Raw genomic sequence first — 21,132 nt, 5'->3', positions numbered from 1 at the left:
CCGGCATGCGTTATCCTCGGTCCAGCCATCGAGAGGGCCTCCGCCCCGCCATGAGCCAGTCGCAAGACCCCGGCGCAACGCCGTCCCCGGACGCCAACGGCACCACCGGCGCGTTCCGCTTCGGCCGTTTCGAGCTGCACCCCGCCCGCCACGAACTGCTGCGCGACGGCGAGCCGGTGGACCTGCAGCCCAAGGTGCTCGAATTCATCGCCTACCTGCTGCTAAACCGCGGCCGCGTGGTGGACAAGAACGAACTGCTCGACGCCGTGTGGCCACGCCAGGTAGTCACCGAGGCGGCGCTCAGCCGCTGCGCGATGAAGGCGCGCCGCGCGCTCGACGACGAAGCCGGTGCGCCGCAGGTCATCCTTACCGTGCACGGGCGCGGCTTCCGCTTCATTGCCCCGGTGGAACCGGTGCAGGAGCGGCGCCAGGCTCCCCGCGCCGCGGCCGGGCCCGACGCCACGGCGAAACCACCGCCGCCGGCCGGGTCCCTGGCGCCGGCGCCAGCCACCCCCACCGCTGCCAGGTCCGCGCCCCGGCCGATGCCGCGCGGAGCCTGGGCGCTGGGAGCGCTCGTCGCCGTGGCCCTGGCCCTGCTGGGCGGCTGGTGGTGGCAGCACCGGGCCGACCAGGCCGCCCTGGTGGACGGCCACGCGCGGGTAGCCGTGCTGCCGATCGAAAACGCCACCGGCGACGCACGCTACGACTGGGCGCGGCTGGGCCTGATGCAGGCCCTGTCCGACATCCTGCAGCGGCGCACGGCGGTGGTGCCGGCCGACGCGGTGTTCGAAATCGAACAGGCCCTGGCCGAACTGCCCGACGACGAGCGCGTGCAGCGTCTGCGCGCCGCGCACGGCGCCAGCCACGTCGTGTCGGGCCGGCTGCTGCGCCGGGGCGGCCTGCTGCGGCTCGACTACGCCATCACCGGCCCCGACGGCCAGGTGCGCCGCCGCAGCACCGTCGCCGACGACGTGCCGGCGCTGGCACGCGCCGCCGCCGCCGAACTGGGCGCCAGCGTGAACGTGCGCGGCACCAGCCGGCCGGTGTCGGAGGACAACTTCGCCAACGAAGCCTACCTGCGTGGCCTGGCGCTGCGCCTGCAGGGCGACTTCCCGGGCGCGCAGCGCTATTTCCAGCTGGCGTCCGAACAGGTCCCCGACGCCTTCTGGCCGCGCCTGCAGCTGGCCCGCGGCCAGTCCGAAATGGGCGAACTGGCCGAAGCGCGCACCCAGCTCGAGTTGCTGCTGGCCGAAGCCGACCGTGCCGGCGACCCGTTCGAACGCCTGGCCGTGCGCAACGCCCTGGCGGTGCTGCTTTGGCGCAAGGGCGACAACGTCAAGGCCGAACCGCTGCTTTCCGAAGCCCTGGCGCTGGCGCGCGAAACCCAGGACCCCGACGCGGAAGCCACGGTGCTGTCGCGCCTGGGCATCCTGCATACCTACGGCGACCGCTACGACCAGGCGCGCCGCTACCTGCAGGAAGCCATGGCCGCCGAACGCCGGGCCGGGCTGGTCACCGTGTCGCCGGAGCTGAGCCATTCCCAGGGCCAGCTGGCCCTGCGCGAAGGCGACCTGGCCAACGCCGGCGCCCACATCGAGGCGGCGCTGGCTGGTTTCCGCCTGCAGGGCAATCGCCGCAGCGAGGGCATCGCGCTCAACTCGCTGGCCAACCTGCGCCGGCGACAGGGCCGCTTCGAAGAGGCGCGCGACCTGGCCGCGCAAACCGTGCAATTGCATCGCGAGCTGGGCAATCCCACCGCCGAAGCCTCGGCGCTGATCCAGTTGGCCGTGGCCCAGGCCCAGATGGGCGAGCTTTCGCTGGCCTGGGACACCGCGTTCGAGGCCGTGCAGCTGGCCGCGAAAATCGACCAGTCGCCCAACCTGGCCGGCGCCACGTCGGTGCTGGGCCAGTTCAGCGTCGACCTGGGCCGGCACGAAGAAGCCGAACGCTACCTGCGCCAGGCCGAGATCCTGATGCTGGCCGCCGACGACCCGGTGGGCGCCTGGCGTCCCAGGCTGTGGCTGGCGCGATCGGCGGCGATGCAGGGGCGGCGCGAAGAAGCCCAGGCCGCGCTCGAGGCGCTGCTGGCCGAAATCGGCGACGACGGTTCGGTGGCCATGCGGGTGGACGTGCTGCGCAACCTCGCCCAGCTGCGCCTGGACGCCGGCGACCCGGCCGGCGCCCATGTGCGCCTGGACCAGGCGATGGCCATGGCCACGCAGATCGACGACCCGCGCCGGGTCGCCCAGCTGCACGCCTGGCGCGCGAACGCCTGGCTGGCCCAGGACCGCCCCGACGACGCCCGCCGCGAACTGGACCTGTCGGCCGGCGAACTCGACGGCGACCCGCTGCAGCTGCGCGTCGAGGCCGCCTGGCTGGCGGCCACCGGCGACCCGGCGGCTGCCCTGGCCATGGAACAGCGCGCCCGCGACGCCTCCGGCGAGCGCTGGCAGCCCGACGACCAGGCCCGCCTGGCGGCCCGCGAAGCCGCCGTCCGCTAGACCCAGGCCTGCCATAAGTCATTGTTTTTCCTGACCGGAACCACCGGTCAGGCCGGGTCAAGAACTGGTCAATGACCGGTCCGGGCCCGGTCAGGACTGCCAGGTCCCGGACACCGAGACTGCGGCCCGCGGAATGTCCCGCGCCCCGCCCCGGAGTCCCCGATGTCCACGCCTGCCCGCCCCCGGCTCGGCCCGCTGGTGTTCGCCTACGCGCTGGCCAGCTACCTCGTGTTCCTCGCGACCTTCCTGTACGCCATCGGCTTCGTCGGCAACCTGCTGGTGCCGCGGTCGATCGACTCGCCGGCGCTGGTGCCGCTGGGGGACGCCCTGCTGGTCAATCTTGGCCTGCTGGGCGCGTTCGCCGTGCAGCACAGCCTGATGGCCCGGCCGGCCTTCAAGCGCGGCCTGGTGCGCGTGCTGCCGGCGGCGGCCGAGCGGTCCACCTATGTGCTGGCCTCGAGCCTGGCGCTGCTGGCGCTGTTCTGGTTCTGGCAGCCGATGGGCGGCGTGGTCTGGGACCTGCACGAACCCTTCGCCCGCGGCGCGCTGCTGGGCCTTTACGCCTTCGGCTGGTGCCTGGTGCTGGTGAGCACTTTCCTGATCAACCACGCCGACCTGTTCGGCCTGCGCCAGGCCTGGCTGTACCTGCGCGGCCGCCCCTGCCCGCCGCTGGCTTTCGACACGCCCGGCCTCTACCGGCTGGTGCGCCACCCGCTTTACCTGGGTTGGCTGTTCGCCTTCTGGGCGACGCCGACCATGACCGTCGCGCACCTCGTGTTCGCCCTGATGACCACCGCCTACATCGTGGTGGCGATCCAGCTCGAGGAAAACGACCTGCTGGCGGTCCACCCCGAATACGCCGACTACCGGCGTCGCGTGCCGATGCTCATTCCGAACCCGGTACGCAAACCACCCGCGGCCCAGGCCGCTGCGCAGCACCTCCCCCACGACAGCAAAAGGACCACCCCATGAACGCCATTGCCAACGACATCCACCCCGCGCCGGCCCGTGCCGGCACCGACTCCGCGCGTTACGCCCGCTGCATCGAGGCGTCCCGCCGCATCCGCTGGGAAATCGACCGCGACGTTTTCCAGGGCCGCGAGTTCGACCTGGCCCACAAGTTCCTTCCCGACGGCCTGAGCCGGCTGGACCGTTCCAGCCTCGTCGATGAGTCCGAGCGCCGGCTGATGAGCCAGGTGCAGGGCCGCACCTACGCCTACATCTTTGGCCTGGTCGAACGCTTCATCAACGCCAAGGTGCTCGAGATCGGCCAGCGCCACGCCCTGGGCGACCAGGTCAAGCTTGAAGCGCTGGTGCGTTTCAGCGACGAGGAGATAAAGCACCAGGAAATGTTCCGCCGCATCGAAACCATGATCGGCGGCATCATGCCGGCCGGCTACGAGTGCACCGCCGACCCGGACGACGTGGCGCGCGCCGTGCTGGGCAAGTCCACCTGGTCGGTGCTGGCGTTGACGCTGCACATCGAGCTGTTCACGCAGGCGCACTACAAGCAGTCGATCTCGCCCGACGCGGCGCTGTCGCCGCTGTACAAGGACGTCTTCCTGTTCCATTGGCGCGAAGAGTCGCAGCACGCCATCCTCGACGAACTCGAACTGCGCCACGAACACGAACGCCTGGACGCCGCCGCGCGCGACGCCGCGGTGGACGACCTGATCGCCCTGGTCGGTGCCGTTGACGGCATCCTGCAGGCGCAGGCGCGCGCCGATGCCGATTATTTCTGCGCGATCGTGCCGCGCGTGGTCGCCGCCGACGAACAGGCCCGCATCGAAAGCGAAACCCTGGCCGCCTACCGCTGGCAGTACATCGTTTCGGGCGTGCAGGAGCCGCGCTTCCAGCAGGTGCTGGGCGAGCTGCTCACCGAAGCCCAGATGCAGCGCGTCGGCACCGCCCTGGCGCCGCTGTTCGCGGCCGTGGCCGAAGGGGACGCGGCTTGACCGCGCCACTGCCCTCGGTGCTTGCAACGATCGGCCGCACCCCCGTGGTGCGGCTCGATCGCCTGGCACCGCCCGGCGCACGCCTGTACGCCAAACTCGAGGCCGCCAACCCTGGCGGCTCGGTGAAGGACCGCATGGCCCTGGCCATGATCGAAGCCGCCGAAGCCAGCGGCGAACTGCGACCGGGACAGACGGTGGTCGAGGCCAGCAGCGGCAATACCGGCATCGCCCTGGCGATGGTGTGCGCCGCCAAGGGCTATCCGCTGGTGATCGTGATGGCCGAACAGTTCAGCGTCGAACGACGGCGGCTTATGCGCTATCTCGGCGCCCGCGTCGTGCTTACCCCGGCCCACCTCAAGGGCAGTGGCATGGTCGAAAAGGCCGGTGAGCTGGCGCGGCGGCATGGCTGGTTCTGGCCGCAGCAGTTCGAAAACGAGGCCAATGCCGATGTGCATGCGCGCACGACCGCCGTCGAGATCCTGGCCAGCTTCGAAGGCCGGCGCCTTGACTACGTGGTCCTTGGCGCGGGCACCGGCGGCACGGCGCGGGGGCTGGCGCGCGTGCTGCGGCAGCAGCGGCCGGAAACCCGGCTGGTGCTTTGCGAGCCGGACAATGCCCCGGTGTTGTCCGGTGGCCCGGCCGCGTTCCGGCCGCATCCGATGCAGGGGTGGACCCCGGACTTCGTGTCGCACCACTGCGCGCGCCTGCTCAAGGAAGGCGGCGTGCACCGGGTGCTTGCGGTGTCGGGCGAGGCTGCCATCGCGCAGGCCCATGCACTGGCACGGCGCGAAGGCATCCTCGCCGGCATCACCAGCGGCGCCACCGTCGCCGGCGCGCTGCAGCTGCTGGATCAATCGCCGGATGCGCACGTGCTGGCGGTGCTGCCCGACACCGGCGAGCGCTACCTGAGCACGCCGCTGTTCGACGCCATCGGCCAGGACATGGACGCCATCGAATGGGACATCTCGCGCTCGTCGCCGTTTGCCCGCTTCGACCAGGCCCCGGCTGCCACACCGGCACCGGCGCCGGCGCCGGCAACCACGCCGTCCATCGACGCCCAGGCCCGGCGACTGCTGGCCGCCGCCCTGGCCGACCCGACGGCGCCGCTGGTGGTTTATGGCCTGTCGTGGTGCGAGTTCGGCTGGTCGGTGCGCAAGCTGTTCGATGCGCTGGGCGCCGACTACCGCTGGATCAACCTCGACGAGCCGGAGCTGCTGGCCACCGACCTGGGCCTCCGCCTGCGCGCGGCGCTTGAACAGCGAACCGGCAGCCGCACCCTGCCGCAGGTGTTCCTGGGCGGCCAGTTCCTGGGCGGCTGTTCGGAAACCTTCGCCGCGCACGCGGACGGATCGCTGGCCAGCCGCCTGGACGCGCTCGGCCGCCCGCCGCGCCGCAGCAGCGTGCCCGATGCCGGACAACTGCTGCCGGCCTGGCGCCAGAAGGTCGCGGCGAGCGCGGGTAGCTAGGAATCGGGGTGCAAACGGGCGGCCAAACGCGCAATGCGGGCCGGCATGTCACCGTCGCGGTACATGCCGTCAAGCTGGGCCAGGTAGCGCTTCGCGGCGGCGGTGTCGCCGGTTCGATGCGCCTGGGCGGCCAGCGCCAGCAGGGTGTCGGCGCGGTCGAGCCCGGTCAGCGTGTCGGCGCTGAGCCAGGCGGCCAGCGCCCGGGCACCGTCGGGATCGGATTCACCCTGCAGGGCCAGCGCCAGCAGCCGGATCGATTCGCCCTGGGCGCGCGCCTTGTGGTCGGCGGCCAGGCCTTCGCGGTCGTCGATGGCGGCCGATTGCGCCACCAGTCCCAGCGCCGGCGCGGGCTGCGGCTGCGACAGCATCAGCCGCGCCATCGCCAGCCGGCGCAGGGTCAGCGCGGCGTGGGCCGGCCACGCCGCGGGTTCGCCGAAGCTGCCGAGTCGTTCGACCACCTTCGCCTCGCACGCCAGCAGCGCCGGCGCGTCGTCGTCCAGGGCGTGCGCCTGGCACAGGAAGGACAGCACCAGGAAACTGCGGGGATTGGTTTCGCCCATGCTTGCTTCGACCACGGCGAGCGCTTCGCGCAGCGCCTCGATGGCTTCGTCGGGCCTGCCGAGCCACATCAGCATCGTGCCGTAGTTCGAAAGCACCGGCGCCAACCGTCCGCTGTCGCCCTCGACCGACGCGCGCCGCAGCGCCAGCGCTTCGCGCAGCACCGGTTCGGCCTCGGCCATGTGGCCGCGGGCGCTCATCGACAGGCTCAGGTTGTTCAGCGGCGTGGCCAGGGCGGGGCTGCCGGGCGGGTAGACGCGGCGCATGGTGTCCACCACCTGCTGGTAGTGGCGCTGGGCCTGCTCAAGCTGGCCCAGGTCGCTGGCGACGCTGCCCAGGGCGGTCAGCAGCGGCAGGTCGGCGATGCCCGGCTCGGGGATCAGCGCCAGGGCACGCTGCAGGTGCACGTGGGCCTCGTGCGTGCGGCCGGCCGCGCGCAGGGCCTGGCCCTGGTAGATCAGCAGGTGTGCCTGGCGGCGCGGGTCGGGGTCGAGCGTGACGAGGATGGCCTCGGCCTGGCCGAGCTCGGCCAGCGCCCGGTCGGTTTCCGACAGGGACGTGGCCACGCTGCCCAGGTACATGTGCACGTAGGCCAGCGCCGATCGCGACGTGTCCAGGTCGCTGTCGTGCAGCATGGCCCGGGCCTGCTCGAGCCAGTCGCGGGCCTCGGCGTACTGGCCGGTTTCCGCCGCCAGCACGCCGAGCTGCAGCAGCGTCGCGCCGCGCTGGCCCGGCGCCAGCGCGTGGCGTTCGCCCAGTTCCTTGGCGGCCAGCAGCTGCTCGCGGCTTTGCGCGTAGTCGCCGGCGTGCATCTGCACGCGGCCGATCAGGTGCAGCAGCTCGGCGGCCAGCAAGGGCTGGTCGGCGAACTCCGTGGGCACCCGCGCCGCGCCGCGCGCCAGCACCGTGCGGGTGTCGGGCGAGCGCCCGGACTCGACCTCGGGGTCGGCCGATTCGAACAGGCCCACCAGGAAGTCCTTGACCGCGGTGGCCCGGGCCGCTTCGGCGCGCGCGCGCTCGGCCTGCCAGAGCGTCGCGGCGATGCCCGAGCCCAGGGCCAGGGTCAGCAGCAGGCCGGCGACCACGCCGGCGCGATGCCGACGCAGGAAACAGTTCAGGCGATAGGCGGCGCCGGCGCTGCGGGCCTGCACCGGCCGGTTGCCGAGCCAGGCCTTGAGGTCGCGCGCCAGCGCGTCGGGCGAGCGGTAGCGGTCGTCGGGATCGGGCGCCAATGCCTTGAGCACGATCGCGTCGAGGTCACCGCGCAGGCTCCTGGACGCCAGCCGGCGCAGCGGCGCGTGTTCGCCTTGGTCCTGCAGGCAGGCGCGCGAAGGCAGGGTCACGGGTTCGTTGTCGGGATGCCCCTCGCGCGGGGGCCGGCCGGTCAGCAGGCGGTAGATCAGCGCGCCCAGGCCATACACGTCCATGGCGGTGCTGGCCGGCGCCAGGCGGAACTGTTCGGGTGCGGCGTACTGGGGCGTCCAGGCCAGCATGCGGGTCAGGGTCATGCCGGCCTGGCGGCTTTCGAGCAGGCCACCGATGCCGAAGTCGAGCAGGCGGACGTAACCCTCCTTGTCCACCAGCACGTTGCTGGGCTTGATGTCGCGATGGATCACCAGGTTGCGGTGGGCATAGGCCACCGCGTCGCAGACGTCGAGCATCAGCGTGACGCGGGCGCCCACGCCCAGCCCGCGCTCGTCGCACCAGACGTCGATCGGCTGGCCGTCCACCAGCGGCATGGCCAGCCAGGGCGTGCCGTCTTCGGCGACGCCGCAATCAACCAGGCTGGCGATGTGCGGGTGTTCGAGCCGCGCCAGGATCGCCTGCTCGCGCCGGAACCGGTTGGCGCCCCCGGCCACCAGGGCGCCCAGGGTCAGCAGCTTGATCGCGGCGACGCGGGTTTCGCCGCCTTCGTTGGTGTGGGCGCGGTAGACCACCGACATGCCGCCGCGGCCGATTTCTGCGTCGAGCTGCCAGCAGCCGATGCGGCGCCCGTCCAGGCTGGCTTCCGGCCCGGCCGGATCCAGCGGGCCATCGTCGCGGCCGTGGGCCTCGAGCAGCCTGCCGACCCGTTCGGCCAGCGCCGGCGCCAGCGCCATGCCCTGCAGGGCCGCTTCGCGTTCCCCGGCCGGCAAGTCCAGCAGTTGGTCCAGGACCTGGTCGGCGGCGCGCCAGAGCGCCAGATCGTCGCTGCTCATCAGGCCAGCTGGGCGTAGAGGAAAGCCCGGGCACGCTCCCATTCGCGTTTGGTGGTGCGCAGCGAACAGCCCAGCAGCTCGGCGATTTCCTGGAATTCCAGCCCGGCGAAGAAGCGCAGCTCGACGACCTGCTTCTGGCGGGCGTTCACTTCGCCCAGGGTGTCCATGGCCTGGCTGACCTCGAGCAGGGCTGAATTGCCCGGCAGGGCCAGCTCCGACAGGCTGTCGTCGAGGGTGACGGCGGCCGCCCCGCCGCCGCGCTTGACGGCCAGGTCGCGGCGCAGCTCGTCGATGGCGATGTGGCGCATGGCCTTGGCGGCGCAGGCGAAGAAGTGCGCGCGGTCGTTGATGGACAGGCCATCGTTGCCGACCAGGCGCAGGTAGACCTCGTGCACCAGCACCGTGGGGCTGAGCGAGCCGCCTTCCCGGGCCACCCGGGCCTGGGCCAGGCGCCGCAGCTCCGGGTACAGCGACTGGAACACGGCGTCCAGCGCCTGTTCGTCGCCGTCCCCCGCGCGCCTGAGCAACTCCGTGATCTCGCTCATGCTGGCTCCCCGCCCCGTGACCTGGCGCATCTTATATGCCCGCCGTCGCCGCCACGTGGCACTTTTCGGCCCCGAACGACGAAGACATGGACACGTCCGACGAGCGGCACCGATGCCACCCATGAATCCATCCAAGCTTGAAAGCCCCCCGAGCCCCCCGCTGGGCATCGACGACACCGAGCTCATCCGCCGCGCAGTGATGTTCGCCGGCACCCAGTCACCGGCCGCCGATACGCCCCGCTGGGCCATCGTGCGCGACCTGTTCCAGATTGGCGGCGGCTACGCCATCCGGCTTTGCCGGCGCTTCGGCGTGGACCCGGACGAACCCATGCGCAGCCGCTAGAGCCCCAGCACCAGGTCGTCGGCGTCCACCCGGTCGAGCCGGATGCGGTTGGCGAACAGCGAGAATGCCAGCATGCCGGCCAGGCCGGCGGCGCGCTGCACCCAGGGCGGCTGGTACAGCGGTTCGGCCAGTGCGCCGGCGTCGAACATGGGTTCAAGCGCGAACACGTCCTGCAGCGTCATCTTGCCGGCGAACAGCAGGCGGGTGAGGCGCAGGCGGCGGTGGCGCAGGCACCAGCGGAAAAAGGTGTGCACGCTCAGCAGGCCGTGCAGGTACACCGTGTCCTTGGTGAAAGCCGCGCCGCCGGTGGTGGGCACGCCGCGGAACACGCGCTGGGTGGAGGCGAAGCTGTCGGCTTCGGTCTGCCCGGCATCGAGGAAGTAGCGGAAGACTTCGATGAAGTCGGCCCCGTGCATGGCCATGTGGATGGCGACGATGCGCAGGCTGATGCGCTTGAGGCGTTCGATGTCGATGGCGCCGGTCACCAGCTCGGCGAAGGTCGCCAGGCCTTCCTGGGTGGCGGTGACCCGCGGTGAATTGCGCGCCATGGACTTGAAGTGCGGCTGCTCGCGGCCGTTGAGGCCGGTCAGGGTGTGCACGAAGGCCTCGTGTTCGAGCAGCTGGTGCCGGTCGTATTCGCTGAAGGCGGTGCCGCTGCGCAGGCGGATGCGGGTGGGGCCGGCGGCGGCCTTGGCGATCAGGTCCGGGTCCAGTTCCACCGACACCGTGTGGTGCACGAAAAAATGGTCCATGGCCGCCTGCAGTTCCGCCTGCACCGTCTGCGCCGACAGCACGTAGTCGGCTTCGCCGGCGTGCAGCTCCTGGTCGAGTTCGTCGGCGACGTCGATGAAGTGGCGGGCGGCGTCGAGGTTGCTGGGCCCGTCGCCCGGCAGGATGTCGCCCGGCCGCCCAAACAGGCGCACGGAAAAGTCGGTGACCGCCGGCGTGCCCACGGCTTCAAGCAGCTGCGCGGCGACCGACCAGCTGTCGGCGGTGCGGCGCAGGTACAGGCCCAGGGGCTCATCGGCATCGGCGGCTTCGGAGATCGCCGCCAGCTCGCGGCGCTCGTCGGCCAGGTCAGGCGTTGGGTAGCGCACCTGCGGCAGCACCGTGCGGCCGACGTGCCACGCGGCCAGGAAGTCCTGCTGCACCGTCTGCGGCCAGCTCACCGCCTGCAGCAGCCGGATGCCACGCACCGCCGCCACCAGGCGTGCGTCGAGCGCGGCGTGGTGGTCGAGCGTTCGCGGGTCCAGTGCCATCAGCGGCGGCCGTACTTGTCCTTCAAGCGCTTGTTGATCCCCTTGCTCAGGGTCCGCGCCTCGGCCTTGCGTTCGGCCAGCGACGTCGCGGCGGCTTCCATCTCGTCGCGCAGCTTGGCGAAGTTGGCGTAACGCGCTTCGTCGAGCGTGCCGTCTTCCACGGCGGCCTGCACGGCGCAGCCGGGTTCGTTGCCGTGCGCGCAGTCGCGGAACCGGCAGTTGGCGGCCAGGGCCTCGACGTCTTCGAAGGCGTCGGCCACGTCCTCGTCGCCGCTGAGCTTCACTTCGCGCATGCCGGGCGTATCGATCAGGCAGCCACCCTGCGGCAGCGGCAGCAGCACGCGCGCGGTGGTGGTGTGCCGGCCGCGCGAGTCGTTCGCGCGCACGGCATTGGTCTTCATCTTTTCGCGGCCCAGCAGGGTGTTGGTCAGCGTGGACTTGCCGGCGCCCGAGCTGCCCACCAGCACCACGGTGCGGCCCGGGCCCAGGTAGGGATGCAGCACGGCCGTGCTGTCGGGGTCCTTGGAATTGACCGCGTGGATGGGCACGCCCGATTCGGCCACTTCGGCCAGCAGGTCGATGCAGTCTTCGACGATCTCGCACTGGTCGGCCTTGGTCAGCACCAGCACGGGGTCGGCGCCGCTGGCGCGGATGAGCACGAGGTAACGTTCGATGCGGCGCGGGTTGAAGTCCTGGTCCAGGCCGACGACCACCAGCACGTGATCAACATTCGCGGCGATCAACTGCTGGCGGTGGTGTTCGCCGGCGGCGCCGCGCTTGAGGATCGATCGCCGCGGCAGCAGGTCGACGATGGTCTTGCCGCTTTCATCCAGGGTGACCCAGTCGCCAACGGCCGCCCGCTGGTCGGGCGGGAAACGCGGCCGGGTCCAGGGCATCGGCGGCTGCACCTTCATCTGCATCTCGTCGGGACCGGTGGCCACGTCGTAGGCGGTGCGGTGCTGGCTGGCGACGCGCGCCAGTCGGCGGCCGGCGGCGGCGGCCAGCGCCTCGCGGGCAGCGGCGTCGTCGGGCCAGCCGAGGGCGCGCAGGGGGGCGAGGTCGTCTTCAAGGAGCTGCATTGGCGGCGATGATACGCCGGCCAACACGCCCTGCTCACTTTGCCGGGGCCATCCTGATGCCATGGACAACTTCGGCAAGTGGGTACTGGTGCTGGCCGGCCTGGGTTTCCTGGGCTTTGGCGCGGCGATCACCGCCGCGCCGGCCGAGGTATTGGCCGGGGTCGGCATCACCGGCAGCGCGGCCGGACTGGTCGAACTGCGGGCCTTCTACGGCGGGCTGGAACTGGGCCTGGGCACGTTCCTGCTGGCGTGCGCGGCGCGGCCGGCCTGGCGCGAACCGGGCCTGTGGTCGGTGGCCCTGGTCAACGGTGGCATCGCCGCGGCCCGCCTGCTGGGCATCGCCCTGAGCGGCGAGTTCACCGGCTTTTTCGCCGGCGCCCTGGTCTGGGAGCTGGGCTTCACCGCCGCGGCCATCCTGGCCCTTCGGGGCAGGCCGCGGCCGGACTGACGCGAGCCGGCTGAAAGCACGTCAAGATTCCGTTAACCTCGGGCCCATTCCCCTGCCCGAGCCCGCTGCACCATGCCCCACAGCCCCATGCCGACCCGCGACAGCCTGCGCGAGGTCCGCTACGACATCCGCGGCGAACTGTCCCGTCGCGCCCGCGAACTCGAGGGCCAGGGCCGGCACCTGATCCGCCTGAACATCGGCAACCCGGGCGCCTTCGGTTTCCGCGCCCCCGAACACCTGCAGCAGGCCCTGTCGGGCAACGTCGCCGACTCCGACGCCTACACCCACCAGCAGGGCCTGCCGCTGGCGCGCGAGGCCGTCGCCGCCGCCCACCGCGGGCGCGGCACGCCCAACGCCTGCGCCGAACGCGTGTTCGTCGGCAACGGCGTCAGCGAGCTGATCGACATGTCGCTGCGCGCCCTGCTCAACCCCGGCGACGAAGTGCTGCTGCCTTCGCCCGACTACCCGCTGTGGAGCGCCGCCACCATCCTCAACCAGGGCCGGCCGGTGTATTACCGCTGCGCGCCGGAGAACGGCTTCCTGCCCGACCCGGACGAAATCGAAGCCCTGGTTACGCCGCGCACCCGCGCGCTGGTGGTGATAAACCCGAACAACCCGACCGGCGCCAACTACCCGCCGGCGCTGCTGCAGCGGCTGGTGGACATCGCCGCGCGCCACGGCCTGCTGCTGATGGCCGACGAGATCTACGACGGCATCACTTACGAAGACGCCGTGTTCACCCCGCTCGCGCCGCTGGCCGGCGACGTGCCCTGCCTGAGCTTCGGCGGCCTGTCCAAGGTCTGGCGCGCCTGCGGCTGGCGCGTGGGCTGGGCGGTGCTGTCGGGCGACCCGCTGCGGGTGGGCGACTTCCACCACGCGCTTGACCTGCTCAGCGCCATGCGCCTGTGCGCCAACGTGCCGGGCCAGTTCGCGGTGCCGGCGGCGCTGCAGGGGCCGGAAACCATCCGCGCGCTGACGCTGCCGGGCGGGCGCCTGTTCGAATCGCGCCAGGCCGTGATCGACGGCTGCGCGGCCAGCGAACACCTGTCGGTCGTGGCGCCGATGGGCGCGCTCTATGCCTTCCCGCAGGTGGTGGGCCCGGCGGCCGATGGTTTCGACGACCAGGCGTTTGCGCTGGACCTGCTGGAGAACGAAGACGTGCTGGTGGTGCCGGGCAGCGGCTTCAACGTGCCGGGCTCGCGCCATTTCCGCATCACCCTGCTTCCCGAGGCGCCGGTGGTGCGCGAGGTGTTCGAACGCATCGACCGGGTGCTGGCGGCGCGCGTGGGCCAGCGCAAGCGGCATGTGGCCTGAGGCGCTGCTGGCGATGGCCCTGGGCCTTCCCGCCGGCGAGCCTGGCCCCTTGCGCTACCTGGCGCTGGGCGACTCCTACACGATCGGCGAGTCGGTGCCCGAGGCCGGGCGCTGGCCGGTGCAGCTGGCCGCGGCGCTGCGCGAACGCGGCGTGCCGCTGGCGGAGCCGCACATCATCGCCACCACCGGCTGGACCACCGACGAACTGGTGGCGGCCATGGACGCCGCCGAACCGCTGGGCCAGTGGGACTTCGCCAGCCTGCTGATCGGCGTGAACAACCAGTACCGCGGCCGGCCCGTGGACGAGTACCGCGGCGAGTTCGCGGGCCTGCTCGACCGCACGATCCAGCTGGCCGGCGGCCGCGCCGACCGGGTGCTGGTGCTGTCGATCCCGGACTGGGGAGTCACGCCCTTCGGCCAGGCCAGCGGCCGCGACACCGCAGGCATCGCCAGCGAGCTGGATGCCTACAACGCCGCCGCCGCCGCCGAATGCGCGGCCCGCGGCGTGGCCTTCGTGGACATCACCCCCGCCAGCCGCTCGCCCGGCAACCAGCCCGACCGCCTGGCCGGGGACGGCCTGCACCCCTCGGCCCGCGCCTACGCCGACTGGACCGCCCTGGCCCTGCCCTTCGCCCAGCGCCTGCTCACCCAATAAATGGGGTCAGAGAACATATTCGTTTTAAACCGATATGTTCTCTGACCCCATTTTCTAGCCGGGGGCTGAATGGGGGGCGCTCGGCAGCGAGGTGCGGCGCGCTACAATTGCGGGGATTTCCAAGGAGTTCCCCATGTCCCTCTCCCCCGATACCCGCGCGCGCATCGAACAGATCCTCGGTGCCAACCACGTCGTGCTCTTCATGAAAGGCAGCCCCGACATGCCGCAGTGCGGCTTTTCGGCCAAGGCCGCGGGCATCCTGAAGGGGCTGGTGCCGTCCTTCGGCCACGTCGACGTGCTGTCGGACCCGGAAGTCCGCGAGGGCATCAAGGTGTTCGGCCAGTGGCCGACGATCCCGCAGCTCTACGTCGGCGGCGAACTGCTCGGCGGCAGCGACATCATCGAACAGATGCTCAACAGCGGCGAACTGCACCAGATGCTGGGCCTGCCCGCCCCCGATCGCAGCCCGCCGGCGATCGAAATCACCCCGGCCGCGGCCGAGGCGATCAGCCGCGCGCTGGAAGGCGCCGAAGACGGCGCGGTGCTGCACCTGTCGGTGGACCCGCGCTTCAACGCCCGCTTCGAACTAAAGCCGGCCAGAGGCAACGAAGTCGTGACCGAAGCCGCCGGCATCCGCCTGCACCTGGACCTGGCCAGCGTGCCGCGCGCGCGCGGCCTGCGCATCGACTGGGTGGAAGACGCCCGCGGCGCCGGCCTGGCCATCCACAACCCGAACGCACCGGCGGCCGTGAAGCCGATGGGCGTGCAGCAGCTGCACGACCACATCATCGCCGGCACCATCGACGTCATCGACGTGCGGCCGGCCGCCGAGCGCGCCCTGGCGCCGTTCCCGCACCCGCACGACGTGCTCGACGAAGACAGCCGCGAACGGCTCGAGGCCCTGCCCAAGGACCTGCCGCTGGCCTTCCTTTGCCACCACGGCAACTCCAGCCGCCAGGCGGCCGAATATTTCCGCGGGCTGGGGTTCCACGACCTCTACAACGTCGAAGGCGGCATCGACGCCTGGTCGGCCGAGATCGACCCGACGCTGCCGCGCTACTGACCGACGCCGGCCCGGGCGGCCTCCCGACCCGGGCTTCAGGCAAGCGTTATTGGCAGGGTTAGAGCAATTGCGCTAACTTGTGTGGGCAACCAACCCCGCCCAACCGGGTCGTCCCCCCAAGGCAAGGGCGTGGTAGCACCCAGGAGACATGACATGCGCAATTGGCTGGTGGCGGTTCCCGCAACCCTGGTCCTCGTGGCCTGTGGCGGCGGTGCCGACAATGGGGGCCGCGGCGCCGACCGCAATGCCCTGGCGGCCCAGGCCTGCAAGGCCGCTGCGGAATCACGGCTCGACGGCAAACTCTACGAACTCGACCTCAAGGCCCTCGGGGCCAGCATGAAAGACGTGCCCAACGGGGAACAGTTCCTCACCGCCCCGATCACGATCGAACCCGGCCTCACCTCCGAAGCCAAGCAGATCGTCGAATGCACGGTGCGTTTCTCCGACACCAAGCCACAGCCCGACGTCGTCGGCTTCGGCTTCAACTGGTGATTCCCGGGCCCGGCAGGAGCGCCTTCAGGCGCTCCTAGGTTGCCCTGCGCAGTACCGCCCAGGAAAAGGCCTGGATGGCGCCCGCCGGCGTGTGGTGGTCTTCTTTCGCGTCGCGCACCAGGGTGAACTCCGGACCAAACAGCGCCGCCACGTCCTGGGGCGAACGCCGGGCCACCACCAGGCCGCTGCAGCGCTCCGGGCCGCCGGGCGCGAATCCACCGATCACCACGCTGCCACCCGGGGCCAGGCAACGCCGGACCTGGGCGACATACGCCGCCGCGGCTTCCGGATCCACCAGGAAATGCAGCACCGCGCGGTCGTGCCACAGGTCGTAGGCCGCTTCGGGCAGTTCGGCGCGGGTGACGTCCGCGACCAGCCACTGCACCCGCGAGCCGCGGACGCCCAGGCGCTGCCGGGCGACGTCCAGGGCTTCCTGGGCCAGGTCGAGCACGGTGACGCGGCTGACCCCGCGGGCCAGCAGGTCATCGACCAGGGACGAGGCGCCGCCGCCGACATCGATGACCCGCGACTGCGGCGTCAGCCCCGCGTCCTCCAGCAGGCGCAGGGACATGTCCAGCCGCGGCCGGTACCAGCTGACCGCGTCGGCCGGCTTATTCCGGTAGACGTCGCGCCAGTGTCCGCTGCCGCCAGGGGGGTCGATGGGGTCCATGGCCGGATTTTAAGTCCGGCCCGGGCCGTGGCAACAGCCTAGTCGAAGCGCAGGTGCTTGACCGACTTGCCGTGCCGGCGGATCAGGCGCAGGGCCTCGATGCCGATCTGGATGTGGCGCTCGACGAAGTGTTCGGTGACCTTGCGGTCCGAGGCCTCGGTCTTGACGCCTTCGGGCACCATCGGCTGGTCGGACACCAGCAGCAGCGCGCCCGACGGAATCGAGTTGGCGAAGCCGGCCGAGAAGATGGTGGCCGTTTCCATGTCGATGGCCATGCAGCGCAGCTTGCGCAGATAGTCCTTGAACTCGTCGTCGTGTTCCCAGACCCGGCGGTTGGTGGTGTACACCGTGCCGGTCCAGTAGTCGTGGCCCAGGTCGCGGATCATCGTGGACACCGCGCGCTGCAGCGCGAAGGCCGGCAGCGCCGGCACTTCCGGCGGCAGGTAGTCGTTGCTGGTGCCTTCGCCGCGGATGGCGGCGATGGGCAGGATGAGGTCGCCCAGTTCGTTCTTGCGCTTGAGCCCGCCGCACTTGCCCAGGAACAGGCAGGCCTGCGGGTTTATCGCCGACAGCAGGTCCATCACCGTGGCGGCGTTGGCGCTGCCCATGCCGAAATTGATGAGGGTGATGCCGTCGGCGGTGGCGCTGGGCATGGGCCGGTCAATGCCGACGACCTGCGCGCCGGTCATGCGCGCGAAGGTGCCCAGGTAACCGCTGAAGTTGGTCAGCAGGATATGTTCCCCGAATTCGTCCAGCGGCACGCCGGTGTAGCGGGGAAGCCAGTTGCTTACGATCTGATTCTTGTCCTTCATGTTTTCGTGATCCTTGTTTTGTTCTTTTTATCCGTATTGCCCGACCATTGTGCCACGCAGGTGGCCGGGGACGGCGTCCTGCACTTGGCAAACCCGCGCCGCGCTGGCTAGGGTTGCCCGATTACCGGGGGAGACACCTGATGCGACCACACCTGCGGGCCAGCCTGCTGGCCACCACCCTGCTTGCGCTTCCGGCCCTGGCGCCGGCGGCCGAATCACCGTTCGCAAGCACCTATTCGCCGGTTGCTTCGGCGCCCGTGCTGATCACCGACGCCACCGTGCTTACCGGCGACGGCCAGCGCCTTGAAAACGCCGACGTGCTGATGCGCGACGGCAAGGTGGCCGCGGTCGGCACCGACCTCGACCCCGCCGGCGCCATCGTCGTGGATGGCCGCGGCAAGTGGGTGACGCCGGGCATCATCGACGTGCATTCGCACCTGGGCGTGTACCCCAGCCCGGGCGCCACCGCGCACAGCGACGGCAACGAGATGACCTCGCCGGTCACCGCCCAGGTCTGGGCCGAACACGGCGTCTGGCCGCAGGACCCGGGATTCGCCGCGGCCCTGGCCGGCGGCGTCACGTCGCTGATGATCCTGCCCGGCTCGGCCAATCTGATCGGCGGCCGCGGCGTGGTGCTCAAGAACGTGCCGGCCACCACCATGCAGGCGATGAAGTTCCCCGATGCGCCGCACAGCGTGAAGATGGCCTGCGGTGAAAACCCCAAGCGGGTCTACGGCAGCCGCGGCCAGTCGCCGATGACCCGCATGGGCAATCTTGCCGGCTACCGCGCCGCGTTCATCGAAGCGCAGAAATACCGCGAAGCCTGGGACAAGTACGAAGCGGCCAATGCCGACGACGGCAAGCGCCGCAAGAAGTCGGCCAACGGCAACGGCCAGCCGCCCACCCGCGACCTGCGCATGGACACCCTGGCCGGCGTGCTGCGCGGCGAGATCGGCGTGCACATCCACTGCTACCGCGCCGACGAAATGGCGCTGATGATCGACCTCGCCCGCGAGTTCGACTTCAAGATCGCCGCCTTCCACCACGGCGTGGAGGCCTACAAGCTGGCCGACACCCTGGCCGAAGAAGGCATCTGCGGCGCGCTCTGGGCCGACTGGTGGGGCTTCAAGATGGAGGCCTACGACGGCATCCAGGAAAACATCGCGCTGGTGGACCGCCCGAAGAACGGCTGCGCCGTGGTGCACTCCGATTCCAGCGAAGGCATCCAGCGCCTGAACCAGGAAGCGGCCAAGGTGATGGCCCGCGGCGAACGCGTGGGTTTGTCGCTGCCGCCGGAACACGCCATCCGCTGGGTGACTTCGAACGCAGCGAAATCCATCGGCATCGCCGACGCCACCGGCACCCTGGCCGAAGGCAAGATGGCCGACGTCGTGGTCTGGAACGGCAATCCGTTTTCCGTCTATGCCAAGGCCGAAAAGGTGTACGTGGACGGCGCCCTGCTCTACGACCGCAACGACCCGGCGCGCCAGCCGGTGTCCGACTTCATGCTGGGCCAGGAGGTGTCGCCGTGAAGCGCCTGATGATGGTTCCCCTGCTGCTGGCCGCCGCGCTGCCCGCCTTCGCCCAGGACCTGCTGATCCGCGACGCCACCGTGCACACCGCGGCCGCGGCCGGCACGCTGAAGAACCACGACGTGCTGGTGCAGGGCGGCGTGGTGCGCGCCATCGGCCCCGGCCTGGCCGCACCGGCCGGCGTGCCCGTGGTCGAGGCCAGGGGCCGGCCGCTGACGCCGGGCCTGTTCGGCGGCCTCACCGGCCTGGGCATCGAAGAAGTCTCCGGCGAAGCCGCCACCGTGGATGCCGGCCTGGCGCTGGGCGCGATGGTGCCGGCGCACGAAGGCTCGTCCTGGCGTCCGGAGTTCGACGTGGACGTGGCCTTCAATCCGCATTCGGCCGCGATCGGCGTGAACCGCATCGAAGGCATCACCTTCACCGTGCTCTCGCCCTCGGCGCTGCCGGGCGGCAGTTTCGTCGCAGGCCAGGGCAGCGCCATGCTGCTCGACGGTCGCTACGACGCCGCGCTGGCGGGCAGCCGCAGCCTGTTCATCGACCTCGGCGGTGACGCCTCGCAGCTCTCGGGCGGCAGCCGCGCCGGCCAGTGGATGTTGCTGGAACAGGCCGTGGCGGAAGCCCGCGCCGGCAACGGCGACCTGCTGACCCGCGCCGGCCGCGCCACGCTGGCGCGCTACCTGGCCGGTGGCCGGGTGGTGTTCCAGGTCGACCGCGCCGCCGACATCCGGCAGGTGCTGGCATTCGCCAGGAAAAACGGCATGCGCCCGGTCATCGCCGGCGGCGCCGAAGCCTGGCGCGTGGCCGCGGAAATCAAGGCCGCGGACGCCGTGGTGCTGGTGGATGCGCTGGCCAACCTGCCCGGCAGCTTCGACAGCCTGGCCTCGGACCTGGACACCGCCGCGCGCCTGCACGCGGCCGGCGTCAAGGTCGGTTTCAGCAAGCGCGGTGACGCCACCCACAACGCCCGCAAGCAGCGCCAGCTGGCCGGCAACGCCGTCGCCCACGGCCTGCCTTGGGAAGCGGCGCTGGCCGGCCTGACCGCCGTACCGGCCGAGGCGTTCGGCGTGAACGACCGCGGCCGCATCGCCGTCGGCCAGGCGGCCGACCTGGTGCTGTGGAGCGGCGACCCGCTGGAAGTAAGCACCTACGCCGAACAGGTGTGGTTCAAGGGCGTCGCGACGCGCATGCGTTCGCGCCAGACCGAACTGCGCGACCGCTACCTGGCGCCGGAAGGCCCGCTGCCGCGGGCGTACCCGGCCCGCTGAATCCCCTCCCAAAATGGAAGCCGGCCGGGGCTTGCCGCCCCGGCTCTTCCGGCCCACGATGCCGGCCATGGACGGCGACCTGCGCCAGCGCCTGCGAGTGCACCACCAGGACGATGCCCTGGGCCGCTGGACCGTGGCCTGGTGCCCGCCGCCGCCGGCCCTGGCCGGCGTGGTGTCGATGCTGTGGTACGGCGAGGGCCATACCGGCTACCAGCGCGACCGGATCCTGCCTTCAGGCGAGAGTTTCCTGCTGGTGAATCTCGGTCCGGTGCAGTACCGCATCGAACCCGGCCCGCCGGAGCGGCGCGTGGCTTTCGACGACATCTGGTATTCCGGCCAGCACCAGGGCCCGATCGATACCGAGGCACCGCATGGGAACGCCTTGTTCGGCGTGGCCTTCCGCGCCAACGGCGGCCGGCCCTGGCTGGGCACCGACGCCCATGAACTTGGCGACCGCATCCTGCCGCTGGCCGACCTGCTGGGACCCCCCGCCACCGAACTGCGCGATCGCCTGCTCGCCTGTCCTTCCCTGCCCGCGCGTTTCAGCCTGGTGGAAAGCTGGCTGGCCAAGCGCCTGGATCCGCGCCGGGCAAGCAACCCGCTTCTGGCCTGGGCCGTGCACCGCATCGAAGCCAGCGCCGGCCAGGTAGCCGTGGAAGCCCTGGCCAAGGAAGCCGGCGTAAGCCGCAAACACCTTGCCGGACTGTTTCGCCAGCAAGTCGGCCTTGGCGCGAAATCGCTGGCGCGGATACACCGGTTCCGCGCGGCGGTGGCCATGCTTGCCGGCCGCGACCGCGTGCCCTGGACCGAACTGGCGCTGCAGTGCGGCTATTTCGACCAATCGCACCTGGCGCGCGATTTCCACGCCTTCAGTGGCTTCGCGCCGGGGGAGTTCATTCGCCACGCGCGTGCCGATGGCAACGCGGTGGTCGTCAGGTAACGTTTTTACAAGACGCCCGGCGCCGCGGCTTTCACGC

Annotated in this window: 19 protein-coding genes and 1 pseudogene; 14 read left to right on the top strand and 6 right to left on the bottom strand. The window is 71.1% G+C overall.

Annotation, left to right across the window (positions count from 1 at the left end):
* The first annotated feature begins 50 nt into the window (after positions 1–50).
* The 5 genes and pseudogenes from IEX13_RS11050 (at position 51) to IEX13_RS14250 (ending at position 5,922) form a co-directional block, all read left to right on the top strand.
* Positions 51–2,501, top strand: coding sequence for a tetratricopeptide repeat protein (locus tag IEX13_RS11050; RefSeq protein WP_188664160.1), 2,451 nt, complete (start codon positions 51–53; stop codon positions 2,499–2,501).
* Positions 2,502–2,663: 162 nt separating this feature from the next.
* Positions 2,664–3,473, top strand: a complete 810-nt coding sequence (mddA, locus tag IEX13_RS11045) for a methanethiol S-methyltransferase (protein ID WP_188664159.1) — start codon at positions 2,664–2,666, stop codon at positions 3,471–3,473.
* Positions 3,470–4,456: a hypothetical protein gene (locus IEX13_RS11040; RefSeq protein WP_188664156.1), complete on the top strand. Its 987-nt coding sequence runs from the start codon at positions 3,470–3,472 to the stop codon at positions 4,454–4,456. Before mddA ends, IEX13_RS11040 begins: the two co-directional genes overlap by 4 nt.
* Positions 4,457–4,464: 8 nt before the next feature.
* Positions 4,465–5,403, top strand: a pseudogene (locus IEX13_RS14255) (PLP-dependent cysteine synthase family protein); the annotation flags it as partial.
* Positions 5,398–5,922 carry a glutaredoxin domain-containing protein gene (locus IEX13_RS14250; protein ID WP_229668552.1) on the top strand — a complete coding sequence of 175 codons (525 nt, stop codon included), beginning with the start codon at positions 5,398–5,400 and terminating at the stop codon, positions 5,920–5,922. The pseudogene IEX13_RS14255 and the gene IEX13_RS14250, both read left to right, overlap by 6 nt.
* On the opposite strand, the gene IEX13_RS11030 is transcribed toward IEX13_RS14250, so the two are convergent.
* Both IEX13_RS11030 and IEX13_RS11025 read right to left on the bottom strand, forming a co-directional pair.
* The gene (locus IEX13_RS11030; protein WP_188664152.1) at positions 5,919–8,678 is read right to left on the bottom strand and encodes a protein kinase domain-containing protein; all 2,760 of its coding nucleotides are present in this window, start codon (positions 8,676–8,678) and stop codon (positions 5,919–5,921) included. The two genes, IEX13_RS14250 and IEX13_RS11030, sit on opposite strands and share 4 nt — an antisense overlap.
* Entirely contained in the window at positions 8,678–9,223 is a 546-nt protein-coding gene (locus tag IEX13_RS11025) for an ECF-type sigma factor (RefSeq protein WP_188664150.1), read from the bottom strand. The genes IEX13_RS11030 and IEX13_RS11025 overlap by 1 nt, the downstream gene beginning before the upstream one ends.
* A 121-nt stretch (positions 9,224–9,344) precedes the next feature.
* On the opposite strand from IEX13_RS11025, the gene IEX13_RS11020 reads away from it, so the two are divergent.
* Positions 9,345–9,566 carry a hypothetical protein gene (locus IEX13_RS11020; RefSeq protein ID WP_188664148.1) on the top strand — a complete coding sequence of 74 codons (222 nt, stop codon included), beginning with the start codon at positions 9,345–9,347 and terminating at the stop codon, positions 9,564–9,566.
* Here IEX13_RS11020 and IEX13_RS11015 read toward each other — a convergent pair.
* Both IEX13_RS11015 and rsgA read right to left on the bottom strand, forming a co-directional pair.
* Positions 9,563–10,825: a peptidase MATCAP family protein gene (locus IEX13_RS11015; RefSeq protein WP_188664146.1), complete on the bottom strand. Its 1,263-nt coding sequence runs from the start codon at positions 10,823–10,825 to the stop codon at positions 9,563–9,565. The two genes, IEX13_RS11020 and IEX13_RS11015, sit on opposite strands and share 4 nt — an antisense overlap.
* Positions 10,825–11,904 carry a ribosome small subunit-dependent GTPase A gene (rsgA, locus tag IEX13_RS11010; protein ID WP_188664143.1) on the bottom strand — a complete coding sequence of 360 codons (1,080 nt, stop codon included), beginning with the start codon at positions 11,902–11,904 and terminating at the stop codon, positions 10,825–10,827. The genes IEX13_RS11015 and rsgA overlap by 1 nt, the downstream gene beginning before the upstream one ends.
* 61 nt (positions 11,905–11,965) lie before the next feature.
* On the opposite strand from rsgA, the gene IEX13_RS11005 reads away from it, so the two are divergent.
* From IEX13_RS11005 to IEX13_RS10985, 5 genes are all read left to right on the top strand, one after another.
* Entirely contained in the window at positions 11,966–12,352 is a 387-nt protein-coding gene (locus IEX13_RS11005) for a DUF4345 family protein (RefSeq protein WP_188664141.1), read from the top strand.
* A gap of 72 nt (positions 12,353–12,424) precedes the next feature.
* Positions 12,425–13,666: an aminotransferase class I/II-fold pyridoxal phosphate-dependent enzyme gene (locus tag IEX13_RS11000; protein WP_188664139.1), complete on the top strand. Its 1,242-nt coding sequence runs from the start codon at positions 12,425–12,427 to the stop codon at positions 13,664–13,666.
* A complete protein-coding gene (locus IEX13_RS10995) occupies positions 13,656–14,321 on the top strand; it encodes an SGNH/GDSL hydrolase family protein (protein ID WP_425489104.1) in 666 nt (221 codons plus the stop codon). Before IEX13_RS11000 ends, IEX13_RS10995 begins: the two co-directional genes overlap by 11 nt.
* Before the next feature lie 133 nt (positions 14,322–14,454).
* Complete coding sequence (grxD, locus tag IEX13_RS10990; RefSeq protein ID WP_188664137.1) at positions 14,455–15,384, top strand: Grx4 family monothiol glutaredoxin; 930 nt, start codon at positions 14,455–14,457, stop codon at positions 15,382–15,384.
* 153 nt (positions 15,385–15,537) lie between these two features.
* Positions 15,538–15,876: a hypothetical protein gene (locus IEX13_RS10985; protein WP_188664135.1), complete on the top strand. Its 339-nt coding sequence runs from the start codon at positions 15,538–15,540 to the stop codon at positions 15,874–15,876.
* A 34-nt stretch (positions 15,877–15,910) separates the two neighbouring features.
* Here the strand turns inward: IEX13_RS10985 and IEX13_RS10980 are convergent, their stop codons facing one another.
* Entirely contained in the window at positions 15,911–16,546 is a 636-nt protein-coding gene (locus tag IEX13_RS10980) for a class I SAM-dependent methyltransferase (protein ID WP_188664133.1), read from the bottom strand.
* 38 nt (positions 16,547–16,584) lie between these two features.
* A complete protein-coding gene (locus tag IEX13_RS10975; protein WP_188664131.1) occupies positions 16,585–17,358 on the bottom strand; it encodes an AMP nucleosidase in 774 nt (257 codons plus the stop codon).
* Positions 17,359–17,498: 140 nt separating this feature from the next.
* Between IEX13_RS10975 and IEX13_RS10970 the strand changes: the two genes are divergently transcribed.
* The 3 genes from IEX13_RS10970 to IEX13_RS10960 all read left to right on the top strand — a co-directional run bounded on the left by IEX13_RS10970 (position 17,499) and on the right by IEX13_RS10960 (position 21,095).
* Complete coding sequence (locus tag IEX13_RS10970) at positions 17,499–18,890, top strand: amidohydrolase (protein WP_188664130.1); 1,392 nt, start codon at positions 17,499–17,501, stop codon at positions 18,888–18,890.
* Positions 18,891–18,898: 8 nt separating this feature from the next.
* On the top strand, positions 18,899–20,155 hold the full coding sequence (locus tag IEX13_RS10965; protein WP_188665295.1) for an amidohydrolase family protein: 1,257 nt from the start codon (positions 18,899–18,901) through the stop codon (positions 20,153–20,155).
* Positions 20,156–20,222: 67 nt separating this feature from the next.
* A complete protein-coding gene (locus IEX13_RS10960; RefSeq protein ID WP_188664128.1) occupies positions 20,223–21,095 on the top strand; it encodes a helix-turn-helix domain-containing protein in 873 nt (290 codons plus the stop codon).
* The last annotated feature ends 37 nt before the right edge of the window (positions 21,096–21,132 follow it).

It is taken from the genome of Arenimonas soli (assembly GCF_014643775.1).
Classification (GTDB): Bacteria; Pseudomonadota; Gammaproteobacteria; order Xanthomonadales; family Xanthomonadaceae; genus Arenimonas; species Arenimonas soli.
The sequence above is the reverse complement of the archived record's forward strand: the minus strand, read 5'-3'. Positions and strand labels throughout refer to the sequence as shown.

What these genes read in the sequence shown, in the direction of transcription:
- IEX13_RS11020 (WP_188664148.1), top strand. Translation starts at nt 9,345, where the DNA reads ATGAATCCATCCAAGCTTGAAAGCCCCCCGAGCCCCCCGCTGGGCATC.
- IEX13_RS11005 (WP_188664141.1), top strand. Translation starts at nt 11,966, where the DNA reads ATGGACAACTTCGGCAAGTGGGTACTGGTGCTGGCCGGCCTGGGTTTC.
- rsgA (WP_188664143.1), bottom strand. Translation starts at nt 11,904, where the DNA reads ATGCAGCTCCTTGAAGACGACCTCGCCCCCCTGCGCGCCCTCGGCTGG.
- IEX13_RS10985 (WP_188664135.1), top strand. Translation starts at nt 15,538, where the DNA reads ATGCGCAATTGGCTGGTGGCGGTTCCCGCAACCCTGGTCCTCGTGGCC.
- IEX13_RS10960 (WP_188664128.1), top strand. Translation starts at nt 20,223, where the DNA reads ATGGACGGCGACCTGCGCCAGCGCCTGCGAGTGCACCACCAGGACGAT.
- IEX13_RS11030 (WP_188664152.1), bottom strand. Translation starts at nt 8,678, where the DNA reads ATGAGCAGCGACGATCTGGCGCTCTGGCGCGCCGCCGACCAGGTCCTG.
- IEX13_RS10995 (WP_425489104.1), top strand. Translation starts at nt 13,656, where the DNA reads ATGTGGCCTGAGGCGCTGCTGGCGATGGCCCTGGGCCTTCCCGCCGGC.
- IEX13_RS11000 (WP_188664139.1), top strand. Translation starts at nt 12,425, where the DNA reads ATGCCCCACAGCCCCATGCCGACCCGCGACAGCCTGCGCGAGGTCCGC.
- IEX13_RS14250 (WP_229668552.1), top strand. Translation starts at nt 5,398, where the DNA reads ATGGACGCCATCGAATGGGACATCTCGCGCTCGTCGCCGTTTGCCCGC.
- IEX13_RS11015 (WP_188664146.1), bottom strand. Translation starts at nt 10,825, where the DNA reads ATGGCACTGGACCCGCGAACGCTCGACCACCACGCCGCGCTCGACGCA.
- IEX13_RS10980 (WP_188664133.1), bottom strand. Translation starts at nt 16,546, where the DNA reads ATGGACCCCATCGACCCCCCTGGCGGCAGCGGACACTGGCGCGACGTC.
- mddA (WP_188664159.1), top strand. Translation starts at nt 2,664, where the DNA reads ATGTCCACGCCTGCCCGCCCCCGGCTCGGCCCGCTGGTGTTCGCCTAC.
- IEX13_RS11050 (WP_188664160.1), top strand. Translation starts at nt 51, where the DNA reads ATGAGCCAGTCGCAAGACCCCGGCGCAACGCCGTCCCCGGACGCCAAC.
- IEX13_RS11040 (WP_188664156.1), top strand. Translation starts at nt 3,470, where the DNA reads ATGAACGCCATTGCCAACGACATCCACCCCGCGCCGGCCCGTGCCGGC.
- IEX13_RS10975 (WP_188664131.1), bottom strand. Translation starts at nt 17,358, where the DNA reads ATGAAGGACAAGAATCAGATCGTAAGCAACTGGCTTCCCCGCTACACC.
- IEX13_RS10965 (WP_188665295.1), top strand. Translation starts at nt 18,899, where the DNA reads ATGATGGTTCCCCTGCTGCTGGCCGCCGCGCTGCCCGCCTTCGCCCAG.
- grxD (WP_188664137.1), top strand. Translation starts at nt 14,455, where the DNA reads ATGTCCCTCTCCCCCGATACCCGCGCGCGCATCGAACAGATCCTCGGT.
- IEX13_RS10970 (WP_188664130.1), top strand. Translation starts at nt 17,499, where the DNA reads ATGCGACCACACCTGCGGGCCAGCCTGCTGGCCACCACCCTGCTTGCG.
- IEX13_RS11025 (WP_188664150.1), bottom strand. Translation starts at nt 9,223, where the DNA reads ATGAGCGAGATCACGGAGTTGCTCAGGCGCGCGGGGGACGGCGACGAA.